Raw genomic sequence first — 15,198 nt, forward strand, 5'->3', positions numbered from 1 at the left:
AGCAATAGGCACAGGGTCTGCATCTATGCTCCCCTGAGCTGCACTAATTGCTCGACAGGGGCTGCAGCAGAGGAAGCAAAATCGGAGATACCCTCCGGAGACAAGGCCTCCGCATCGCGGCTCACGGATTCCAGTTCATCGACCCTGCGCCAAAGCGCATCAATGTGGGCCTCTGTCTCGCTCGAGACCTCTGACTCACGCCAGGAAGCCACCTCCGCATGCAGGGCATCACGCACGACACGATAGAAATCGGTCGTATAGGCGGCCCTGAACATGATGCAGAGATCATCGCTATCGGTCCAGTTACGCTTCTGCCCGAGTTGCGTCCTCACACGCTCGTAGAACACAGTTCCCGGCAACGGATACGAAAAGGAGACTCCAATATCATCAGGGCGCGTCTCGCGAACAAAGTCAATCGTCTCCTGTAACTCCGTCCAGGTCTCTCCCGGATAACCAAGCTGCAGGAAAAAACAGGCACGAATGCCGGCCACTTTCAGGCGGCGGCGAGCCACAATGACGGCGGGCAGGCTCAGGCCTTTGTCCATCGCGTTGAGCACGGTTTGCGATCCCGATTCGACGCCCATCCATACTTCAGCGCAGCCTGCGGCCTTCAGTGCTTGGACCGTCTGCTCGCTCATCAGGTCCGCACGAGATTGGATTTTGAACGGAACAGCCGCATCTCTTTTCGTAACTTCCTCGGCGAATTCCTGCATCCAGTGTTGATTCAGAGCAAAGACATCATCGCCGAACCAGATATGCTGAACGCCGGCTTCCCTCTTCAGTTGCTTCATCTCTTCGGCAACAGTGGCAGCAGGACGCAGATGGAACTTATTGCCCGAGATCGGCTTCGCGCACCAATTGCAGCGGTAAGGGCATCCGCGGCTGGAAACCATGTTCGTCGAGAAGTACCCATGCGCCTTCGTCCATGCAGCGCGATAGGGCTCCAGGTCGATCAGATCGCGCGAAGGACGGGAGAGCTCCGACCAGGAGGGATTCTTGGCCAGCCGCTGCGGATTTTGAACGAGAGAACCTGCTGAATCGAGGCGTGCCATCCCTTCGATCTCCGGTATGGCTTCGCTATTCAGGATGGAAGTGCAGAGTTGCACCAGCGTCTTCTCTGCTTCTCCGCAGAGCACGTAGTCGAAGCCGTTCTCCAGAAAGAGTGCCGGATTATCTGTCGAATCGGAACCGTGCATAATGACGACGGCACCAACTGCACGCGCTGCTTTCGCAATCTCCCACGCCACTTCCCTCATGCGCGTGAGACACATCTTCGAGAGAAAATTGAAGTCGTCTTCATAGACGGCCACGATCTTAGGCTGATGCTGCTCCAGCATGGCAGCAAACGTTGCGGACGGCTCTTCGAGCATCGAGTCAAACACCGCGACGGAGATATCACTTTCCCGCAGCGCCGTCGCCGCATAGAGCGTGCCGATCGGAGTATAGGGCTGCATCTTGCGCAGTTGCTTCGCGTCGTAGGGAAGATGATACGAATGCGTCAGTAAGACTTGTGCCAAAGTTCACCTCGAAATTTTGTGCGCTGGCGGGTTCGGCACGCGGCCTCTGCAGCATGCGTGCCAGGCGATTGGAGCAACTGGCACACTTCGTTTTATATACCGTAGAGTAGCTGCATCCTCTTCAGCCAGTTGTCATGAATTTGTCAGCTCAATGTCATCGCTTTGCCATATAAAAGCCAGAGCGGCGGGTCCCTGCCTGGCCAGTTTATTCCTCACGGCACATTCGTATGGCGGAATTGATCAAGAACAGGGTCGCCCAACACGCCAAACTCACGTTTGGCCGGTTGTGCCGGAGCTTCGCCCCGATTGCGACGCCTCAGCGTAAGCTGCGGGCGTCCGCGCAATACCTCCCCACGCACATAACCAGAAATGGCGTGACCCTGAGGGTCACGCCATTCCTGGTTATGTGCCAAACAATTTAGAAGTCGATACGCATGGAAACCTGGCCCGAACGCGCGCCACCCGAATCCATCTGAATCGTATTGGTGACCAGGCCAAAGCTCGGAGAGCTGATATCCATATTCGGATCTCCAAGATTGGCGTGGTTGAGCACGTCGGTAAAGGTGCCTTCCGCTCTCAGCTTGACCCGATCGGTAATCGAAAAGACCTTGCTGAGCCCAGTAGAGAGATTGACTGTTCCCGGCCCGACAATCGAGCCAACGCCCGCATTACCGAAACGGCCGATTGGATTGGGGAAAGGCCCTGAGCCACTACCGGTCGTGCAAGGCGTGCCGGGCGTCCATCCCGCATATCCGGGGCAGGTAAACGCTGCGGGATTGACCCACTGTGTGCGGCTTTGATGGGCTGGCTTCCAGCTCACTCCCGCTACCCGGTCTGGGTATTGGTCACGATGACCACCGTCGAAACCGGTGATCGTACCATCCAAACCAGAGCCAGTACCAGAGGCGTCACCCTGTCCGTCTGGGTAATAAGGCGACTCGAAGGGTCCAGTCTGCCAGAGGAAGATATTCGAGAGTCTCCATCCGCCCACAACCGCATCCGCAAGCCGGGACATATGCGTTCCAAACTCACGTCCGCGGCCAAAGGGAAGGTCGTACACCATCGACGTATTCCAGCGGTTGCGGCGTGTGCCGTAGACGTTTCCAAAGTCGGCATGGCGATCGAGGATCGAGGTGGCGCGTGAGCCTCCGCTTTCACTCGCATAGCCAACGTTGGCAGGCCCCTGGTTGTCGGCAAGCGCCCTGGAATAGGTCCAGGAGGAATCAAACTCCAGCCCATTGCGGAGACGGTGATTGAACTCCGCCTGAAGCGAATGGAGGCTTTCGTTGGCTCCGGTGGCGCGAGTGTTGATACGTCCCCAGTTCGGGAACAGGCGTGCGCTGAATGGCTGGTTCGTTGCCGGTGTGGTGTTGGAGAACGGAAGAGTGTTTTCATCCGGTGCCCAGACCAGCTGGTGTGTCTCCGAACCGATATACGACAGGTGTCCCGCGTAACCCGAACCGAAGTCGTGATCGATGCTCAACGACCATTGCTCGGTATAAGGGTCTTTCCAATTCGTGCTGTTCGCCGTTCCGAAGTAGCTCGTTCCGTAGCAGGTTGAGCAGCCACCGCCATTGCCTGCGCCAGAAAAGATCTCAGGCCACTGGAAGCCAATCGCATGCGTCGTGGAGTTATAGGTGTTGGTGTATTGCGACGTCTGCGCCTGCAGGGTTCCCGTCAGAGAGTAGAAGTTCGATCCAAGCAAGGTAACGTTGTACAGACCGAAACCACCGCGAATCGAAGTCTTTTCGTCATTGAATGGGCGATAAGCAAAACCGAAACGCGGCATGAAGCGCAGATGAGGATAATGCTTCAGGCCTGCGGGAAAGCCAGCCTGACTATTGGTCTCCACCGGCATACAGGGAGCGCCGTTGATGGTTGCCGAGTTGGTATTGTTGACGCCATCCGGATCGCAGGCATTGGCGCTGGCCAGGAAGCTCCGTGCCAACAGGCTGGACTTCCCATCGGGATAGATGGCACGACCGGACAGAGGGACATTGGGATCGAAGTTTCCAATATCTCCGCCCGGATCGAAGTAGCCAGGCTGCAATTCATACCGTATGCCGTAGCTCAGTGTCAGCTTGTCGCTGGCCTTCCATTGGTCCAGCGCGAAGAACTGATAGTGGGTCGATTTTCCGTCGTTGTCCTGCTGCACGACGTCGTAAAAGGTCTGATAGGGAAGACCTGTAAGGAAGTCGGCGAAGTCCACACCTGTGAACAGGCCGGCGCTGCCGCTGGTATTGAACTGGAAGGTTCCGTAGTTATCGGAGCCATTGAAACCAAGGGGCGTAATCGCTTCCACCGTCTGGATGCTTCCGCCAAACTTGAACTCATGATGGCCCTTCGACCAGGTCAGGGTATCCGAGTAGTCATAAGTATTGGACTTCGTGAGAGAGCTCAAACGATCGGCATTCAGATGGCTGAGGTGATTGAAGTCGAGCTCAGGAATGCCGTTGTAGAAGAGGTTTTGCAGACCACTAAGCCCCAGGCCCTGCGTGAAGCCCTTACCGTCAAAGCTATCGGTCTTTCCGCTGGTGTTGAGGGTATAACCAAACCCGGTCTCATTAATGAGATTCGGCTTGATGGTCCAGTTGGCACTGATCTTCAAAACACGATTTGAGTTCGTGTTCTGTGCCGATGGAACCGCCAGAGGCTCAGGCGTGTTAATGGGATAGTCCTTCCAGGTGTATCTACCCCAGAGAAGAAACTTTTGGTTGGAACCGAAATACTGATCGGCACGAATATCGAATTGGTCGGAACGCCCGCTGGAATCCTTATTGACGTTGTAGTTAGCGATTCCATTGTCGGTATAGGACGTTGGATCACCAACATTCGGATCGGGATAGAACGAGAGCAGTTGTTGCGCAGCCGCATTGACCGAAGGCAGCTTAGTTCCATAGCTGGCGCCGGTAAAGGGATTGGTCAGGCCTGCAAGCGGAACATACGTCTTCCCATCCTGTCCCAGGACCATGTACTTCGAAAAGTCACCCTGCTTCATCAGGGTGCTGGGAACGGTGTACGATTCCTGCGTCTGAGAGGGGTGTCTCCATCCTTCATAAACACCAAAGATAAACGTCTTGTTGTGCCCGTCGTAGAGGTGAGGAATAACGACTGGACCTCCGAAGCTGGCACCATAGGTATTGCCAATCAGCTTCGGTTTGGTCGTGGTGATCGGATCGGTATAAGGAATGGCATCGAAGGCGGCATTCTGGTGGTACCAGAACACGGAACCGTGGATCTTGTTGGTTCCGGCCTTGGTGGTCGCAATAATCTCGCCCGGATCGCCGAACTCCGCGCTGTTCATCGCGCCATCTGCGCGCAACTCAGAGATCGATTCGGAAGAGGGAAAGGCATCGGCAAGAGGACCGTTGCCGGTCGCGCCCTTGATGGTAATGCCATCGACGGAGACTTCCGTCTCAAACGGCAACCCACCCTGCAAGGCAAACTGGCCGTGGTCAGCCTGCACACCTGGAAGAGTACCCACAATGCTCAACGCGCTGGTGCCATTGGCACTGGCGCGCGTGTTGACTGGCAGGTTAGCGACGTCCTCTGCGTTGTAGACCGCATTGATCGTCGGAGTATCCGTATCAATCGTGCTGACCGTATCGCCTGAGACCTGGACCTCCTGCTGAATGCTTCCCACCACCATCGAGGCATTCACACGGAGCTGCTGACGGACGGCGAGCGTGATGTCGGTTGCCGTCCACTTCTCAAACCCGTTAAACGAGACCTCGAGCGTGTAGTGCCCGGCCTTCGTGTCGAGGAACGAGTAATCGCCGGAGGTGTTGGACTGCGTCGTGCGGACGGTGCCTTCGTCAAGGCTACGCAGATTGACCGTCGCTCCGGGGACAAGGGCGCCGCTCGTATCTTTGACCGTTCCGAGGATGACGCCCTGAACCGACTGCGCCTGCAGATTGCCGGACAGCAAAAACAGAACCAGGAACAAAAGAAAGAGGGGTACGCGGACAGAGGCAGTCCCGCGTTGGCGGATGGAGATGTCTGGATGCTTCATAACGTCTCGGGCTCCTGAATGCAGCGAACAGCCGCAAAAAAATAGTTGAAGGGCGTACCGTGATCTCCTCGGAGGTCGTGAGCAGAGTGGACTCTGGACGAGGTAGAGTGAACGGCCTTTTTGAATGGGTGAAACAGCCACGACCTTAGCGGTATTTACCAGTCACCGGTAGGTTCTTAACGGTTTAGCGACTTCGCTGACCGCTGAATCTAAAAGGCTTACGGAACCCGTGTTTGCAGAGATGTAATGAAACGTTCATGGCCAGCCAATAGCGCTGGTTTTAGATCTGGTTCTGAAATCAGAGAAGTTCTTGTTCAAACAGGATTAACAAACCGAGGTTACGATCCATATCAATGGCAATCGAGGCCTTAGAGGAGGCTGACCCACTTAGCCTGCCTGTGACAGAGGTCGCTCCGCCAGAACCGGAGAGCTTCGTTGAGGCAGCACGCCTCAGGGCAGCCGTACAGGAGGAGCTTGCAGAGATCCTCGCCAGCTCCAGCTTTCACACCAGCAAAAAGAGCTGCGAGTTCCTGCACTACATCGTGCAGGTCACCCTCGACGGCCGTCTCGACTCCTTAAAGGAGCGCAGCATTGGCCTGGATCTTCTCGGCCGCGACGTCTCCTACGATCCAAGCTCTGACGCCACGGTGCGTGTCCGAGCCAATGAGGTGAGAAAACGGCTGCGCTCGTACTACTCAACGCAGTCGTCCAAGAGCGGTTACCGCATCGAGTTATTGCCCGGATCGTATGGCCCAAGGTTTGTGCCGGAGCCGGACTCGTCAAAGGCCCCTCCCCCCGCCGCTCTCGAGATAGCGGCCAAACCTCAGGACACGCGGCCTCTCGAGCCCCAGCTTACCGTTCTTCCCCTCAACATCGTCGTCATTATGCGTCCGGCGCTGATCGCACTCTTTATCTGCGCCCTGTTTTTGCGGCAGCAGATGCAGAGCGGCGATCCCTACCACCAGTTTTGGGACGCGCGGTTGCAGGGGAAAAACGTCATGCTGATCCTGAATGGAGATACGGCATCCGGCCAGGCCACACCCCAGACGCCTCTGCCGGATCAGGTAGCGCAAGCCCTGTTGCCGATGATCTGGCTCGCGGGCAGGTACGATCTCAAACCGTTGATGAGCTCGCAAAAAGCCGAGGGCGACGACAAACAGACCGACCTCAGCAACGAGGCGGTCGTTATTCACAGCTCTGAGACGACATCCCCAGAGTTTGCAGCCGATAAGCGGCTTCGTTATCTCCTGGCGGGTCAAGCAGGATCAGCACACCTGGTAGATCGAGCCAGCTCAAAACCGGATCTCCCCGCAACGCAGCACGCAGCCGTTCTCACCCTCTTTCCCGATCATCCTGATGTGCTTTGGATTGCCGGCACCGATGGGGAGTCCATCAACAAGCTGACAGAGATCCTCTCCGCCAAGAATAACTTTCCCTCTCAACTGACCGAGGAGACCGAGAGGGGACAGGTCGTGCAAGCCGTATGGAGAGGGGATCCGTCCCCACGCCTGGAAATCTATGCGCACCAACCGTAACGCATCTCTCTGAAGCAGCGACAGGAGTAGAAATTGGATCGCAAGCAACAAGCCCGTTATAGCCACTGGAGGACCAGCGTCTTCTCGTCCAGTTGGCTGCTGTACGCGGGCTACTATCTCTGCCGCAAAGATGTGAAGATCCTGCAGATGCTGCCGGGAGCAGACCCCAGTCTCGGCGAGGTCGCCAACCTGCTCTTTGTCTTTGGGCTGGCCTACACCATCGGACAGTTCTTCGCCGGCATCCTTGCGGACATGAAAGGCTCCCGCATTACGGCCCTGATCGGAGGCCTCATCTCCGCGGTCAGCACGGCGGCGATGGTGCTGGGACACACGCATCGGTCGCTTCTAATTCTGCAGATGCTCAATGGACTGGGCCAGGGCTGCGGCTTTCCTGCCCTGGCAAGACTTTTGTCCTCCTGGTTCGAGCGCAGAGAACGGTCCACGGTAGTGGCATGGTGGAGCGCGAGCTATTCGCTGGGCGGTGTAGTCGCAACCGGTCTCGCGGCATGGTGCGCAACGACGCCGCTGCTGTTCCCTGCCCTTGGATGGAAGCGCAGCTACCTGTTGCCCTCAGTGCTGCTTGCCGCCCTGACGATCTACTTCTACCTGACCACCAGGGACGAGCCGGAAGACGCCGGTCTGCCGCCGTTGTCCGTCGAAGATCAGGCCCCTGCAAAATCAAGTTGGCGAACCGTCATTCGACGCCCGGAGATCCAGACCATTGCGGCCATGTACTTCTTCCTGAAGATGACGCGCTATGCCCTGCTCTTCTGGCTGCCTCTCTATCTCGTGCAGACCGTGCACTACTCGGATGTTCTGGCCGGCTCAACCTCTTCCCTGTTTGAGATCTTCGGTTTTGTGGGAGCCGTACTGGCCACCTACATCTCCAATCGCTACTTTCAGGCGCGGCGATACCCTGTTGCGGCCATCATGCTCTTCGCGCTCGGCTTCATGTCTCTGATGGAACCCCTGGTAAGCACCATGGGCTGGTGGGCCAGTGCGACGAGCATCTCCCTGATGGGCATCCTGATCTACGGCCCCGATGCCTTGATCGTGTCGACCGCCGTGCTGGAAAGCGTTCCGCATCGTGAAGCAGGGCGGGCGCTCGCTTTCGTCAACGGAGTCGGCTCTATCGGCCAGATGTTCTCCCCCTATCTGGTGACGCGTTTTGCCCATCACTACGGTTGGGACAACCTGTTCAATCTTCTGCTGGTCACCTCCCTGGTATCCGCCGGAATCATGGCCCGCAAGTGGAACCACAGCAACCTGGACTCAGACCATAACTCTGGCAATGCCCTTCCCTCGCTGCCGGAAAATGAGTTCGCATAGATTTACATTGCGTTACACGAAGGCGAACCTCCTCTTCCAAGTGCCCTTGAATCAATCGATGAGGATGTTGTCGAACCGTTAAGAACCTTTCGCCGACGCGGAACAACCGCTATACCTTGACCAGACCGTTAACTTGAAAGATTTCAGGTGTTCCCGATGAAGCATATGAAAAGCAGACGCGACTTCCTGCGCACCGCCGCAAAATCGGCAGGAGCCGCCGCGGGAGCCTCGATGCTGCCGCCCAGCATCCTCAAGGCGCTTGCCATCCCCGCCAATCGCGCCACCGGCACGATCAAGGATGTGGAGCACGTCGTCATCCTGATGCAGGAGAACCGCTCCTTCGACCACTACTTCGGCAGTCTCAAAGGAGTGCGCGGCTTTAATGACCCGCGCCCGGTACGCCTCCCCAATGGCAAACCCATCTGGTATCAGCCTCCCGCCACCGTTCATACCAGCCGCTACCACTCGCGAGGTCTAAGCCACAACGCAACTCATGTGCTGCCGTTCTATCTGAACCCGCAGGCTACAACGGAATTTTCTCCCGGCACCGATCATGGCTGGAGCAGCGGCCATCTCGCCTGGAACCACGGCAAACATAACCAGTGGGTTAACCAGAAGCAGGATGTCGTCACGATGGGCTACCTGAAGCGCAAGGACGTGAGCTTCCACTACGCTCTGGCCGAGGCCTTCACCATCTGCGACTCCTATCACTGCTCCATCCACTCCAACACCGCACCCAACCGGATCTACCTGTGGTCTGGAACCATCGACCCGCGCAACGCCTACGGCAAAAAGCCGAACGGCCCCGGCATGGACGAACGCGCCCACACCAACGGCTATACCTGGACGACTTATCCTGAACGCCTCGAAGCCAACAACGTTAGCTGGAAGCTCTATCAGGGCGGCTCAGGAGAGCCCGGCACACCGACCGATAACTACACCGACAACTCGCTCGAGTTCTTCTCGCAATATCAGGTCAAAGAAGGCGCTTCCCCCACCGGCCCTCTCGTGACCAAAGGCGTCTCCGATCACACGCTCGTCGAGTTCCGCGAGGACATCGTCAACAACCGCCTGGCCCAGGTCTCCTGGATCGTCGCGCCCTACAAGTACAGCGAGCATCCCGAGGCCTGTCCCACGGACGGCGCTTACTACATCAACCGGATCATGGAAGCTCTGACCTCCAACCCCGAAGTCTGGAGCAAAACGGTCCTGTTCCTCAACTACGACGAGAACGACGGCCAGTTCGACCACATCGTCCCGCCGATGCCCCCGATGACGAACCAGCCCAACGCACAAGGCATGGTGTCGAAGGACCTGGTAGAGAGCCTTGGCGATGAGTTCCTGGATCTGGACAAGTACCCCGAAAACAAGCGTCCGGTAATCCCCAACGCCGATCCCGGAGGAATACAGCCGATCGGACTGGGGCCGCGCGTTCCGATGCTCATCATCTCCCCCTGGACTACCGGCGGATGGGTCTGCTCACAACTCTTCGATCACACCTCTGTGCTGCGATTCCTGGAAGCCCGCTTCGACATTCCCGAGCCGAACATCAGCGCATGGCGACGCTCCCTCTGCGGCGACCTGACCTCGGCCTTCGATTTCTCCGGTACCCCGGACACTGGCGTGGTTCGCTTTGAGGTACCTAAACATCTGGCGTCTCTGCACCAGCCCTATCATGTGCCGGCCGTGCAAGCGATGCCGCAGCAGGAACCCGGAACTCGCAGAGCTCGCGCTATCCCCTACGAGCTATTTGCTCACTGCCGCCTCCGAGATCAGGAGACGCACTCCGTTGGACAGAAGGTCTGGATCGACTTCGCCAATACAGGCGATTCCGGCGCGGCCTTTTATGTGTACGACGGCAGAAGGCCCGACGAAAACCCACGCCGCTATACGATCTCGACGGGTGACTCCTTCTCCGATTACTGGCTCTCCGCCGACACGCAAGGGATCTACGATCTCTCCGTCTATGGCCCCAATGGATACTTCTGCCGGTTTCGTGGCAATGCACTTGAAGCAGCCTCTCACGGCAAACCCAACCCCGAAGTCAGGGTGAACTACGATGTCGCGGCAGGCAATGTATGGCTGTCGCTGGCGAACACAGGTTCAGCGCCCTGCAGCCTGACGATCGCCAACGCCTATGGCGGCGCTCCGCACACCTACACCCTCCACCCCGGAAAGAGTGTGGATGACTCCTGGGTACTGAAATCCAGTTCAGCGTGGTACGACCTATCGGTCACTGTTGCGGAAGCACCAGAGTTTTTGCGGCGCTTCGCCGGCCACGTTGAAACGGGTCGTCCCAGCACCAGCGATCCGGCTATCTTTGCCGGTGAATAGCACCAAGGGTTTGCAGGTTAGAGCAAGATCAAGTAGCTGCACCCCTATGTTCTTTTCAATCCCTCCACAGAATCGTCATCCTGAGCGAATGACTTCTTGAATTGTCTGGGATGGAGACAGAAGCGCATGCGCGACACAAATCCTAGCCCCGTAGGGGCGGCTCCATTACAGCCCAGGGTGAAACCCTGGGTTACGGTGCAAAGAGGATGCAGAGCCCTGAAAGGGCGACCTATCGGAGCATCCGCGATAGATCGCCCCTTCAGGGCTCGACTCTTGTGGTGATTCCCTAACCCAGGGTTTCACCCTAGACGCAAAGCGCGCCACAAACGTTTGCATCGCGCTTTGCGTCATCACCCTGGGCTGTGATGGAGCCGCCCCTGCGGGGCTGATATTTGTGCCGGACAATCCGCGTCTGCTTCTATCCCAGACAATTCAAAAAGTCGCATCCTTTCAGGATGATGCTTCGGCAATAAATACGTTGGCTAACCCACGCTAGTGTGGTGAGTCGTTAATTTGTTAGAGAAGGATGGTCTGTTCAGCACAGCGCGAAGCGCGTTCCCTGATGCTTCAGCATCAGGGAGACGGAGGGAGCCGTAGCCTTTAGGCTACGGAATAAGGGGGCTGGCAAAGATGTGGCCTTTAGGCCCGGGCCTTCTTTCGGCTGCGCACAAAAGGCCCGGGGCTGAAGCCCAATTCTTGCCTGACTCTTATTCCGTAGCCTAAAGGCTACGGCTCCCTCCGCCCCCGCGACGCTCAAACGTCACGGTTTGCGCTTCGCGCTATGCGGTAATGCTGGTTCTTCAACGAATGAACGACTCACCACTCTAGCGCAAGAACAAGTAGTTGCACGCCTCTGTTCTTCATCATTCCCCCACAGAATCGTCATCCTGAGCGTGCGCCTGCATTAGCGGGCTGGAAGGGGATGTAACGGCAATAACATATTTAACTAACCAGTCTTGAGGTTATTACTCTATGTAAGCCGTGACAGGGTAGCGCCCAAACCAATCCGGCGGCAAAGAATTTTAAGTGCAAGCACAAATTAATGAGAGCATTGTGGGACTTAGAAGGCTTAATTCAATATCTGCGCTCGCGGACGTATTGCATCCTGCGAAAAGCAAGAAACGGTACTTACTTATGCTAAAAGCCTATCTAGACGAATCTGGGCACTCTGTAGATGAGAAGTGTAGGTTCGTGGGAATGGGAGGTCTGATCGCAGAATCCGCCGTATGGGAATCCTTTACCGATGACTGGCAGACAGTTTTAGATGAGTACATCGGCGGCAAATGGTTCCACATGAAGGATTATGTGATGGTTCCCGGCGTTGGCCCCTATGTTGGGTGGGATGAGTCCAAGAGGCGCGATTTTCTTGGGAAATTGGTTAATACGATTGTGTCTAGGGATATTCGCTATGTTGGTTGTGTCGTATCTATCGACGGATTCGACGCACTCCCCCCGCAACTCCAAGAGGGGTTTGTAGATCCTTATTATATGGCCTTTCAGCACGCCACTCATGGCTGTTCTATATGCGGACTGAACATTGAAGACCCATTTAGCCCTGAGAAGGTAGCGATGGTTTACGCCTATCAAGATACGTTTGGTGCGATTAATTCAGGAAGTGCGCTTCCTCGCAACCAGGGACGCAGAACAACTATGGCACGCCATGAAAAGCCAAAATACCATGTTCTCGGCAGCAATGGAAAGCTACGCATCTGACTTTCCCAAGAACATTCAAGCCCTTCAAGCCGCCGATCTGTTTGCCTACGAATTGACTCATTATTTCGAGAACCTGCTTCGTCGCCCTAAGGACGGTATGAGGTGGGCGTTAAGACAGATGTTGGCGGACAAGAAGGATAGTTACCATCAGCCCCTGCTGAAGTTTTATAGCCTTGAGTCAATGCTGGAAACGCTAATGAATGACAGTGTCATTCCGGAAAATGTGGATGTCAGAATCGCAGCGTCCATGCTCGAACTGCAAATAAAGATGGATATGCAAGATAGGATAAAAGCCTGATGGAAAAGAGAACTTCCAAGCTGTACTGAAGCAAGTCTTGAAGGTTCAAAACCAGAGATGCAGCGCAGGCTTGCGGAAGAGAAAGCCACAAAGCGGCCGCGCAAACGCCTATAATTCTGCCCCATGACAAAGTACGTTTATCTCGTGCTGGACTGCAAGAATCCCAAATGTCGAACGGTGAATCTGCTCAAGTATCACGGCGTGTACGAGGGACAGCTGAGATAGGAGAGATGTTCCCTGAAGGATTTTCTTGGGGTTGTGGCCAGTGCCATCAAACCTATCGCTATTTACAGGAAGAGACTCGATTGGCTCTTCTAGACTTTCCTCCCCCGAAGGAATGGAAAGAAGCAGCACTTTAGAAGCTTCAGCGTCCGGGCAATGGAGCTTCCCTTTAAACGTGATGTTTGGCATTTAGGCGCACCTCGTGGCATGATTTGAGTGCGCCGCAAGCCAAATGACCTCCGATCCTCATTGGAGGTTTTCTATTTGGGTTTCATCATATGCTTACCGCGTCCCTGTCTTTTGCGGAGCAAAGGCTTAGAAAGCCGTTTACCCCTCCTTCCCGGTCAGTTCCTTATAGGTCAGGCGGCGTCCTGCGACCTGAGAGAGAACCTTCGCCAAGCGGGTTTCGTCCGAGTGGGTTTTACGGGTGTTGTAGCGGAATACTTGCTCATCAACGTATGCGTCCATGTGGAACGGCTCTACGGCGACGTAGGTTCCGGCAAGCGACCGTTTGAGGCAAGCCCAAAAGTTCTCGATTCCTTGGGTATGGACGCGACCGTTGACGTATTCGTTCATCTGGTTCAGAAACAGTAAGAAGCGACACAAATTTCAGCCCCGCAGGGGCGGGTCCATCATAGTCCAGGGTGAAACCCTGGGTTACGGAATGGCCACAACAACGGAGCTCTGAAGGGGCGATCTATCGCGGGTGCTTGGATAGGTCGCCCTTTCAGCCCTCTGCAATTTCCATCTTGATTCAACCCAGGGCAGCCCCCTGAGCCGTACTGCAAAACGGCTTACTGCCAGCCACCACCGAGAGCGCTATAGAGCTGAACCAGCGCCAGGGCTTCACCCTGCTGTGCGGTCACAAGAGATAACTGGGCCGTGAAGAGGTTGGAGTCTGTCGTCAGCACTTCAAGATAAGCCGTCGCTCCACCCTGATAGCGAAGCCGGGCAAGACGGGTCGCATCCTGTGCCGAGTCCACCAGCTTCTCTTGCTGCACCCGGAGCGCGTGCTGCTTGTTGAGAGCAATCAGCGCGTTCGAGACATCGTGAAAAGCCCCAGTGACAGTCTTCTGATAGCTCAGAAGCATCTCCTGCTCGGTCGCCTTGGAGAGGTTCAACTGACCGCGCAGTTTGCCGCCCTCGAAGATGGGTTGAGTCAGAGAACCGATACTGTAGATAGTCCGGGAGCCGGCATTGAAAAAGTTAGTGAAAGAATCGCTGCCGAACCCCGCAGAAGCGCTGAGAGAAAGCTGTGGGAAGAACTGGGCGCGAGCCACCCCGATATTGGCATTGGCCTCTTTGAGCTGCGCCTCAGCCTGTTGGATGTCAGGCCGACGGGCCATCAGTTGCGTGGTCAGACCGGTCGGAAGATCCTGCGGAGGCGGTGTGAGCGCGTTGGGGTCCGTGTGTCCTACAGGTCCGGGATTCGCACCCAGCAGGAGAGTGAGGGCATTCTCCTGCTGCTGGATCTGCTGCTCAAGCTGAGGAATCTCGGACGTCGCGGTATAGAGCAGTTGCTCGGCCTGCCGCACATCGGAGAGCGGCACGGAACCGCCGTTCTCCAGAGTCTCAGTGAGCTTCACAGAATCCTGGCGGACACCGAGAGTCTGCTTCGTAATCTCAAGCTGGCGATCGAGCGAACGGAGCTGGATGTAGGTCGTCGCAACCTGCTGCACGAGCGTCATGCGAACGGCACGCTGTGCCCATGTCTGGGACAGAAGCTGATCGCGAGCGGCTTCTGTCTGCTTGCGATAAAGGCCCCAGAAGTCCGGATTCCAGGTAGCAGAGAGACTGAGGTCTCCTTCAGCGAGAGGGCTGCTGAGAGAGAGTGAGCTATTGGAGTTGGAGCCCGAGTTGTTGGAACCAATGCTATTCAACGCGGGGATGCCGGCGCCAATGCCCGTTCCCCCTATACCAAGAGTAGGAAACTGCTGTGCGCGCGTGATCTGCACCTGCGCCTGCTGCTCGAGAATGTGCTGAGCCGCAATGCGCAGATCATAGTTATTGGTGAGCGCGGTCTTGATCAGCGCCTGCAGCTCAGGCTCACGGAAGACCTGGGACCACTGCTGATCGCCAAGAGATTCCGCACTGCTGACGGCTGCTTCGTCCGCTCCGCGGTAGGCGGGCGGCGCAGGAAAGTTAGGCTGCTTGTACTTCGGTCCGACGTTGCAGCCTGCTAGAGTGCCTAGCAGGACTGCTCCGGCTGAGATTGCGCTGGTACGTTTGAGCCACATC

General features: G+C 56.4%; 10 protein-coding genes. 5 read left to right on the forward strand and 5 right to left on the reverse strand.

Translation table 11 applies throughout. The features are described 5' to 3' along the window. Positions 1 to 23: 23 nt before the first annotated feature. Both ACIX8_RS19720 and ACIX8_RS19730 read right to left on the reverse strand, forming a co-directional pair. Positions 24 to 1,517, reverse strand: coding sequence for a B12-binding domain-containing radical SAM protein (locus ACIX8_RS19720; protein WP_014267148.1), 1,494 nt, complete (start codon positions 1,515 to 1,517; stop codon positions 24 to 26). Between the two features lie 418 nt (positions 1,518 to 1,935). After that, entirely contained in the window at positions 1,936 to 5,529 is a 3,594-nt protein-coding gene (locus tag ACIX8_RS19730; RefSeq protein WP_014267149.1) for a TonB-dependent receptor, read from the reverse strand. Between the two features lie 353 nt (positions 5,530 to 5,882). On the opposite strand from ACIX8_RS19730, the gene ACIX8_RS19735 reads away from it, so the two are divergent. The 5 genes from ACIX8_RS19735 (at position 5,883) to ACIX8_RS19755 (ending at position 12,738) form a co-directional block, all read left to right on the forward strand. Then, a complete protein-coding gene (locus tag ACIX8_RS19735; RefSeq protein WP_014267150.1) occupies positions 5,883 to 7,064 on the forward strand; it encodes a hypothetical protein in 1,182 nt (393 codons plus the stop codon). A 33-nt stretch (positions 7,065 to 7,097) separates the two neighbouring features. Then, positions 7,098 to 8,393, forward strand: a complete 1,296-nt coding sequence (locus ACIX8_RS19740; protein WP_014267151.1) for an MFS transporter — start codon at positions 7,098 to 7,100, stop codon at positions 8,391 to 8,393. Between the two features lie 165 nt (positions 8,394 to 8,558). Continuing rightward, positions 8,559 to 10,727 (forward strand): phosphocholine-specific phospholipase C, encoded by a 2,169-nt coding sequence (locus ACIX8_RS19745; protein WP_223295391.1) that lies wholly within the window; start codon positions 8,559 to 8,561, stop codon positions 10,725 to 10,727. Positions 10,728 to 11,924: 1,197 nt separating this feature from the next. Further along, the gene (locus tag ACIX8_RS19750) at positions 11,925 to 12,440 is read left to right on the forward strand and encodes a hypothetical protein (protein WP_014267153.1); all 516 of its coding nucleotides are present in this window, start codon (positions 11,925 to 11,927) and stop codon (positions 12,438 to 12,440) included. Then, positions 12,406 to 12,738, forward strand: coding sequence for a hypothetical protein (locus ACIX8_RS19755; RefSeq protein WP_150110681.1), 333 nt, complete (start codon positions 12,406 to 12,408; stop codon positions 12,736 to 12,738). The genes ACIX8_RS19750 and ACIX8_RS19755 overlap by 35 nt, the downstream gene beginning before the upstream one ends. Positions 12,739 to 12,846: 108 nt before the next feature. On the opposite strand, the gene ACIX8_RS19760 is transcribed toward ACIX8_RS19755, so the two are convergent. From ACIX8_RS19760 to ACIX8_RS19770, 3 genes are all read right to left on the reverse strand, one after another. Further along, positions 12,847 to 13,149, reverse strand: coding sequence for a hypothetical protein (locus ACIX8_RS19760; protein WP_014267155.1), 303 nt, complete (start codon positions 13,147 to 13,149; stop codon positions 12,847 to 12,849). Between the two features lie 138 nt (positions 13,150 to 13,287). Then, positions 13,288 to 13,536, reverse strand: coding sequence for a transposase (locus ACIX8_RS19765; protein WP_044177112.1), 249 nt, complete (start codon positions 13,534 to 13,536; stop codon positions 13,288 to 13,290). Between the two features lie 218 nt (positions 13,537 to 13,754). Next, positions 13,755 to 15,197 (reverse strand): efflux transporter outer membrane subunit, encoded by a 1,443-nt coding sequence (locus tag ACIX8_RS19770; RefSeq protein WP_223295392.1) that lies wholly within the window; start codon positions 15,195 to 15,197, stop codon positions 13,755 to 13,757. Position 15,198 lies beyond the last annotated feature (1 nt).

The organism is Granulicella mallensis MP5ACTX8, assembly GCF_000178955.2.
Taxonomy (GTDB): Bacteria; Acidobacteriota; Terriglobia; order Terriglobales; family Acidobacteriaceae; genus Granulicella; species Granulicella mallensis.